We start from the raw sequence: 7,883 nt of genomic DNA on the forward strand, positions 1-7,883 counted from the left end.
CGCCGCGGCCACCGAGGGGCACCTGTGGGCCGTGCTGCCCTGGGACGCTGGGCTCACGGTCTACGCGGGCGGCCTCCTGGCCGCGGTCGCGATCGCGACCGCGGCCTTCGCGGTGCTGCTCCCGCTCAGCCAGGCGGCAGCGCGCCCCCGGTAGCCGGCCCCTCACCCGGCACTCCGGGCGTGCCTCCCTGCCGATGTCAGTGGCGCGACATAAGGTCTCAGCTGAGCCATCGTGATGTATCCGGTGGACGGAGCACGGGGGAGCCAGACATGACCGACCAGCGCGTGAACCCACCGCGCACCGGCGCGACAGCATCGGTGACCGCGAAGAAGGCATCGCCCGCCGTGTACCGGCGCCGTCGGTTCGTCGTGTTCGTGGGCGTGCTCGTCGTGGTGCTCGCGCTGGTGCTGCTGACCGGCTTCGCGTGGCCGGGCTTCTGGCGGGCGGAGGCGACGCCGGAGCCCGTGCCGACCGTGACCGTCACGGCGCCGGTGCCGACCCCGACCGTCAAGGCGATGGACCGCAGCGGCGAGGAGACCGCCTTCCAGAAGGCCCTCCCGTCGGCGGTGCTGCAGCTCGCCCTCGGCTCGCTCGACGAGGCCAAGGAGCCCAAGGGCGAGGGCGCGCTGGAGGCCTGGAACGCCGAGTACTCCGACGGCGACGCGATCGAGGTCGCGGTCGTCGCCGGGCAGTGGTCCTCGGCCGACGAGGCGGCCACCGCCGCCACGGCCTGGACCTCGTCCGCGGGCGAGGCGGAGCGGACCGGCGACGTCAAGGTCGGCAAGAAGGTCGTGGGGCAGTACGCGTTCGTCCCGGTCGAGGGCGGCAAGACCGTCGTGGTGTGGCAGAACGGGACGGTCGTGCTGCAGGCGACCGGTCCGACCGACCGCATGGAGGACTTCTACACGGCGTTCCCGCTGTGACGGCGAGCTCCCCGGCGCGCCGGGGGACAATGGTGCGGTGAACCAGCGACTTGCAGTGCTCGGGGCCGGGAACATGGGCGAGGCGGTGCTCGCGGGTGCGCTCTCGGCGGGCTGGGCCGCGTCCGACGTGGTGGCGACCGTGCGTACCGAGGCCAAGGCCCAGCACCTCCGCGAGACCTACCAGGTGGCCACGACCAGCGACAACGTGGCGGCGGTCCGCGGTGCCGGCATCGTGCTCGTGGGCGTGAAGCCCAAGGACGTGGGCGCGCTGCTCGACGAGATCGCGCCCGCGATCGACGGGGACGCCGTGGTCGTCACCGTCGCGGCCGGCCACCCGACCGCCTTCTACGAGCGTCGGCTGCCCGCGGGTGTCGCGGTGGTCCGCACCGTGCCCAACACGCCCGCCGCCATCGGCGCGGGCATCACGGCGATCGCGCCGGGCGCGGCCGCCACCGAGACGCACCTCGAGGCGGTCGAGCACCTGCTCGCGGGCACGGGCGCAGTGGTCCGCGCCGCGGAGAAGGACCTGGACGCCGTCTCGGCCATCTCCGGCTCCGGCCCCGCGTACGTCTTCTACGTGGCCGACGCGCTCGCCGAGGCAGGGGTCCTGCTCGGCCTGACGCGCGACGTCGCGCGGAGCCTCGCGACCCAGACCCTGCTCGGCGCCTCCCGGCTCATGGACGAGTCGGGGGAACACCCGGTCGTGCTCCGCGAGAAGGTCACCTCACCCGGCGGCACCACGGCCGCCGCCCTGCGGGCCCTGGACGAGGGCGGCGTGCGCGCCTCGTTCCTGAGCGCCGCTGCCGCCGCGCGTGACCGCGCGCAACAGCTGGGTGGATGATTCCTCCCGTGACCATCTCTCGACCCGCGACGACGCGGCCGCCGGCCATGGCCGACGTCGCCGCGCTCGCCGGCGTGTCCCACCAGACCGTCTCGCGCGTGCTGAACGGCCACCGCAGCGTGCGCCCGGCCACCCGGGAGCGGGTGCTGGAGGCCATCGCGGAGCTCGGCTACCGCCGCAACAGCGCGGCGCGAGCCCTGGTGACGGCCCGCTCCGCCACGGTGGGCGTGGTGACCACCGGGTCGCCGCTGTTCGGCCCGTCGAGCACGCTGATCGCCGTCGAGGAGGCCGCGCGGGAGCAGGGCTGGTACGTCAGCGTCGCGACGCTGCGGCAGTACGACACCGCCACCATGCACGACGCCCTCGAGCACTTCATGGACCAGGCGGTCGAGGGCATCGTGGTGATCGCGCCGCACAGCGACGTGGCCGACGCCGTGGAGTCCTTCCAGGCGCCCGTGCCCGTGGTCCTCATCGCGGCTCGCGAGCTCCAGCCGGACGTGCCGACCATCCCGCTCTCCGTCGACCAGCGGGCGGGGGCGCGGCTCGCCGTCGAGCACCTGATCGAGCTGGGGCACCGGCGCATCCTGCACGTCGCCGGACCGCAGGACTGGCTGGACGCCGTCCAGCGCGAGGAGTCGTGGCGCGCGGTGCTCACCGAGAACCGCATCCCCGTTCCCGAGCCCGTGATCGCCGGCTGGACCGCCGACCGCGGCTACATGGTGGGCCTCGACCTGGCCCAGCGGGTCAGGTCCGGCGACGGGCCGACGGCGGTCTTCGCCGCCAACGACCAGCTCGCGCTCGGTCTGCTGCGCGCGTTCTGGGAGTGCGGCGTCTCCGTGCCCGACGACGTCTCGGTGGTCGGGTTCGACGACGTCGACGGCTCGGGGCACTTCATCCCGCCGCTCACGACCGTGCGCCAGCCTTTCGTGGACCTCGGCCGGCGCAGTGTGGCGCTGCTGCTCGCGGCCGTCGACGGCGGCAGGCCCGCCGCCGAGCTGATCGCGCCTGAGCTGGTGGTGCGCAGGAGCGCCGCGGCTCCGCGTGCCTGACTGCCTCGGTCGCGCAGCGCGCCTGACCGCCGTCGCGCGGCTCGCCTGACCCCTCGCGGGGACTCCGTATACCTTTATGAGAACGTTGCCGGAGGGGGCGTTGACACGTCCGCGAGGCAGTGGCAGAGTCACCGCGCACAAGGATGTTTACGTTCACATTCTTGGCGTCGGGCAGTGTCGTCCGGCGTGATCCGAGGACATTGCCGTCCAGGAGAGTCCGGACGACGTCGTCCGGGGAAAGGGGTGTGACCGTGCCCGGTCGCCGCCCGCCGAGTCGCCGTGTATCCGCGGCCGGCTGGAGTTTCGTGACGCCCTTCCTGGTGGCGTTCGCCCTGATGATCGTCACCCCGCTGGTCTACTCGATGTACCTGAGCCTGTTCCGCAACCAGCTCATGGGCGGGACCACCTTCGCTGGGTTCGCGAACTACGTGACCGCCTTCACCGACCCCAAGCTGTGGGACGGCGTGGGCCGCGTGGGCCTGTTCCTGGTGGTGCAGGTGCCGATCATGCTGGGGATCGCCCTGATCGCGGCGCTCGCGATCGACAGCGGCCGCCTGCACGGCAAGAGCTTCTTCCGCGTGGCGCTGTTCCTGCCGTACGCGGTGCCGGGCGTGGTGGCGGTGCTGATGTGGGGCTTCATGTACGACGACCGGCTGGGTCTCACCGGCAGCGTGAACGACCTGGTGGGCTTCCCGCTCATCGACCCGTACACCAAGCAGTGGATCCTCACCGCGATCGGCAACATCGTGACCTGGGAGTTCGTCGGCTACAACATGCTGATCCTGTACGCGGCACTCAAGACGGTGCCGCTCGAGATCTACGAGGCGGCGGCCATCGACGGCGCCAACCAGTTCCGGATCGTCCGGTCGATCAAGATCCCCGCCGTCCGCGGGGCGCTGGTGATCGCGACGATCTTCTCGATCCTGGGCAGCTTCCAGCTCTTCAACGAGCCGACGATCCTGAAACAGATCGAGCCGGCCCTGATCTCGACCTACTACACACCGAACATCTATGCCTACAACCTGAGCTTCGTCGGCAACCAGGTGAGCTACGCCGCCACGGTCGCGATCGTGATGGGCCTGGTCACCGCGGTCGTCGCGTACGTGGTGCAGCTCCGCGGGACCCGGAGGGAGATCTGATGGCCGGCTACTCGTACCACCGACCGCGCAAGTCGATCACCCTGACGGTCCTGCTGGGCGCATTGCTGATCTACTCGATCCTGCCGCTGACCTGGATGCTGTTCAGCGTCACCAAGACCCAGCCCGAGCTGCTCAGCTCGTTCGGCCTGTGGTTCTCGGGCGACTTCGCGTTCTTCGACAACGTGGGGGACGTGCTGACGCACGACGACGGCGTCTTCCTCAAGTGGTTCGCCAACACGCTGGTCTACGTCGTGGTGGGCGCCGGTGGCGCCACGGTCCTCGCGACCGCCGCCGGGTACGGCCTGGCCAAGTACCGGTTCCGCGGCCGCAACGCGGTGTTCGCCGTCATCCTCGGGGCGATCGCCGTGCCCGGCACCGCCCTCGCGGTGCCCACGTTCCTGCTGTTCAGCCAGTGGGGACTGACCAACACCATGTGGGCGGTCATCCTGCCGTCGCTCGTCTCGCCCTTCGGGCTCTACCTCATGTGGGTGTTCTCGGCGGAGGCCGTGCCCACCGAGATCCTGGAGGCGGCCCGCGTCGACGGCTCGGGGGAGTGGCGCACCTTCTTCACGATCTCGCTGCGCCTGCTGGCGCCGGGCATCGTGACGGTGGCGCTGTTCGCGATCGTGGCCACGTGGAACAACTACTTCCTGCCGCTGATCATGCTCAACGACCCGGACCTGTACCCCCTGGTGCTGGGCCTGTACCAGTGGCTGGCGGACGCCTCGGGCATCGGCGCCCAGCCGGTGTTCAACCTCGTGATCACCGGGTCGTTCCTGACGATCGTGCCGATCGTGGTGGTGTTCCTGGTGCTCCAGCGGTACTGGCAGTCCGGCCTGAACGCGGGCAGCGTCAAGGCTTAGGTGAGGTCGGCCCCGCCGACGTCGAGAGACCTGAACTACAACGATGTGGAAGAAGGAAGACCATGACCATCACCCGTAACCGCCGGGTCGCGCTCGGCGCCCTGGCCGCACTGATGGCAGCCTCGCTCACCGCCTGTTCGGGCGGCGGGGGCGACGACGGCGGCGGTGGCGGCGCCGCGGAGGGCGCCAGCGCCGACGAGATCGAGGCCGCGCTCCAGGAGGGCGGCAGCATGACGTACTGGACCTGGACGCCGCAGGCGGAGACGCAGGTCGCGGCGTTCGAGAAGGCATACCCGAACGTCGACGTCACGATCGTCGACACCGTCGGCGCCGGCGACGCCAACACCAAGCTGCAGAACGCCATCGCGGCGGGCGACGGCGTGCCCGACGTGGTGCAGATCGAGTACCAGTCCATTCCCCAGTTCCAGCTGCCCGGCCAGCTCGTGGACCTCACCGCGTTCGGGTTCGCCGACCTGGAGGACCTGTACACGCCGTCCACGTGGGGTGCGGTCTCGCAGCAGGGCATCTGGGGCCTGCCCCAGGACTCCGGTCCCATGGCGTTCTTCTACAACAAGGACGTGTTCGACGCGGCGGGTGTCGAGGTGCCGACCACCTGGGACGAGTACAAGGCGGCGGCGGCCAAGATCAAGCAGCACGACCCCGAGACCTGCATCGGCAACGACACCGGTGACGCCGGCTTCACCACCAGCATGATCTGGCAGGCCGGCGGCAAGCCGTTCCACACCGAGAACGGCGAGGTCACCATCGACCTGGCCGACGAGGGCACCACCAAGTGGGCCGAGATGTACCAGCCGCTCATCGACGACGAGCTGCTCTGCCAGCTCCCTGGCTGGAGCGACGAGTGGTACCAGGCCCTGAACGACGGCACCATCGGCTCGGTGGCGCTGGGCGCGTGGATGCCCGGCATCCTCGAGGACGGTGTGCCGGACGGCAAGGGCAAGTGGCGCGTGGCCCCGATGCCGACCTACGACGGCACCCCGACCAACGCCGAGAACGGCGGCAGCGCGGAGTCGATCCCGGGTGCGGCGGAGAACAAGCTGCTCGCGGCCGGTTTCCTGAAGTGGCTCAACTCGAGCGACGAGTCGATCGACGCGTTCATGGAGACGGGCGGCTTCCCCGCCACGGTCAAGCAGCTGGAGTCCCCTGAGTTCCTGGGCTACGAGTCCGAGTACTTCGGCGGGCAGAAGATCAACGAGGTGCTCGCCGCGGGCGCGTCCGACGTCAACGAGGGCTGGCAGTACCTGCCCTGGCAGTCGTACGCGAACAGCATCTTCGCCGACACCGTGGGTCAGTCCTACCTCGACAAGACGTCGCTGATGGACGGCCTCGCCGCCTGGCAGGAGGAGAACGTGTCGTACGGCACGGAGCAGGGCTTCACGGTCAACGGCGGCTGACGGACCTCCGTTCCGCACGTGCCGGACCCCCAGGTCACCCCGGTGACCTGGGGGTCCGGCGCGTTCCGGGGTGCGTGGTGGCCGTGCGCCCGGGGCCGGCTTGGGTACAGCGTTGTAGACCGGTATCGTGTGAGCGCTAACATCGCCGTGGCGGCGAGCGGGCTGCTCGCCACCGCGGCCGAACCACGGATGAACGAGCTACGCCTCGCGACGGTGCGGGCAGGACGGAGCGGTCCACGATGGTGGAGCGGCAGGACGAAGGGGCGGAGCGGCTCGCCGGGCACCGGGAGGCGATCGACCAGGGTCGGACCGCCCTCGGCATCGAGCTCGGCTCCACCCGGATCAAGGCGTGCCTCGTCGGCCCGGGTGGGGAGCCGCTCGCCAGCGGCAGCCACGACTGGGAGAACCAGCTCGTCGACGGCGTGTGGACGTACTCGCTGGAGGCGGTCTGGGCGGGCCTGCGCGACGCCGTCGCCGAGCTCCTCGCCGACGTCGAGCGGCAGTACGGCGTGCGCCCCGCCACGATCGGCGCGATCGGCGTCTCCGCGATGATGCACGGCTACCTCGCGTTCGACGAGGCCGACGAGCTGCTGGTGCCGTTCCGGACCTGGCGCAACACCACCACCGAGCGGGCCTCCGCCGAGCTGAGCCCCCTGTTCGGGCACAACATCCCGCTGCGCTGGTCGGTGGCCCACCTGTACCAGGCGATCCTCGACGAGGAGGCGCACGTGCCGTCGGTTCGGCACGTCACCACCCTGGCCGGGTACGTGCACTGGCGGCTCACCGGGCGGCAGGTGCTCGGCGTGGGCGATGCCTCCGGCATGTTCCCGATCGACGTCGCCACCGGCGGCTACGACCAGCGGATGCTGGCGCAGTTCGACGAGGTGGCCTCCGGTCACGGGTTCGGTCAGAGCCTCGCCGACCTGCTGCCCGGCGTGCTGCCCGCGGGCGCCGACGCCGGCGCGCTCACGGCCGAGGGCGCCGCCCTGCTCGACCCGACCGGCACCCTCCAGGCCGGTATCCCGCTGTGCCCGCCCGAGGGCGACGCCGGTACCGGCATGGTCGCGACCAACTCGGTGGCGCCCCGCACCGGCAACGTCAGCGCCGGCACCAGCATCTTCGCGATGGTCGTGCTGGAGCGGCCGCTCGAGCGCGTGCACCACGAGCTCGACCTCGTGACCACCCCGTCCGGCGACCTCGTGGCGATGGTGCACTGCAACAACGGCGCCAGTGAGCTGGGCGCCTGGGCCGAGGTGTTCGGCCAGTTCGCGTCCGCCCTGGGGCGGCCCGCCGAGCCGGGCGCCGTCTTCGAGGCGTTCCTGCGGTCCGCCCTGGACGGCGACGCCGACGGCGGCGGCCTGCTCGCCTACAACTACCTGTCCGGCGAGCCGATCACCGGCCTGGAGGCCGGCCGCCCGCTGTTCACCCGCACACCGGACAGCCGGCTCACGCTGGCCAACTTCGCCCGGACGCAGGTCTACAGCGCGTTCGGCACCCTCGCCCTCGGCATGCGCGTGCTCGCGCAGGAGCAGGTCGGCCTGGACGCGATGTTCGCGCACGGCGGCATGTTCAAGACCGCGGGCGTGGCGCAGCGCCTGCTGGCCGCCGCGCTCGGCGCACCCGTGGCCGTGGGCACCACGGCGGGCGAGGGC

General features: G+C 71.3%; 7 protein-coding genes. All 7 read left to right on the top strand.

Translation table 11 applies throughout. The features are described 5' to 3' along the window. Nucleotides 1-270 precede the first annotated feature (270 nt). Nucleotides 271-924, top strand: coding sequence for a hypothetical protein (locus PROKR_RS30800; RefSeq protein WP_051433027.1), 654 nt, complete (start codon nucleotides 271-273; stop codon nucleotides 922-924). 73 nt (nucleotides 925-997) lie between these two features. Then, complete coding sequence (proC, locus tag PROKR_RS15250; protein ID WP_051433048.1) at nucleotides 998-1,765, top strand: pyrroline-5-carboxylate reductase; 768 nt, start codon at nucleotides 998-1,000, stop codon at nucleotides 1,763-1,765. A 47-nt stretch (nucleotides 1,766-1,812) separates the two neighbouring features. Continuing rightward, complete coding sequence (locus tag PROKR_RS15255) at nucleotides 1,813-2,814, top strand: LacI family DNA-binding transcriptional regulator (RefSeq protein ID WP_036964477.1); 1,002 nt, start codon at nucleotides 1,813-1,815, stop codon at nucleotides 2,812-2,814. A gap of 245 nt (nucleotides 2,815-3,059) precedes the next feature. Then, a complete protein-coding gene (locus PROKR_RS15260; protein WP_084800465.1) occupies nucleotides 3,060-3,953 on the top strand; it encodes a carbohydrate ABC transporter permease in 894 nt (297 codons plus the stop codon). Next, nucleotides 3,953-4,816, top strand: coding sequence for a carbohydrate ABC transporter permease (locus PROKR_RS15265; protein ID WP_036964479.1), 864 nt, complete (start codon nucleotides 3,953-3,955; stop codon nucleotides 4,814-4,816). The genes PROKR_RS15260 and PROKR_RS15265 overlap by 1 nt, the downstream gene beginning before the upstream one ends. Before the next feature lie 62 nt (nucleotides 4,817-4,878). Further along, nucleotides 4,879-6,231, top strand: coding sequence for an ABC transporter substrate-binding protein (locus PROKR_RS15270; protein ID WP_036964480.1), 1,353 nt, complete (start codon nucleotides 4,879-4,881; stop codon nucleotides 6,229-6,231). 239 nt (nucleotides 6,232-6,470) lie between these two features. Then, on the top strand, nucleotides 6,471-7,883 hold a 1,413-nt coding region (locus PROKR_RS15275), incomplete at its 3' end, for a xylulokinase (protein WP_036964482.1).

The sequence above is a fragment of the Promicromonospora kroppenstedtii DSM 19349 genome (genome assembly GCF_000515355.1).
Classification (GTDB): Bacteria; Actinomycetota; Actinomycetes; order Actinomycetales; family Cellulomonadaceae; genus Promicromonospora; species Promicromonospora kroppenstedtii.

Excerpts from the sequence above, each read along its gene's own strand:
- PROKR_RS30800 (WP_051433027.1), top strand. The coding sequence starts at position 271 with ATGACCGACCAGCGCGTGAACCCACCGCGCACCGGCGCGACAGCATCG.
- PROKR_RS15265 (WP_036964479.1), top strand. The coding sequence starts at position 3,953 with ATGGCCGGCTACTCGTACCACCGACCGCGCAAGTCGATCACCCTGACG.
- PROKR_RS15270 (WP_036964480.1), top strand. The coding sequence starts at position 4,879 with ATGACCATCACCCGTAACCGCCGGGTCGCGCTCGGCGCCCTGGCCGCA.
- proC (WP_051433048.1), top strand. The coding sequence starts at position 998 with ATGGGCGAGGCGGTGCTCGCGGGTGCGCTCTCGGCGGGCTGGGCCGCG.
- PROKR_RS15255 (WP_036964477.1), top strand. The coding sequence starts at position 1,813 with ATGGCCGACGTCGCCGCGCTCGCCGGCGTGTCCCACCAGACCGTCTCG.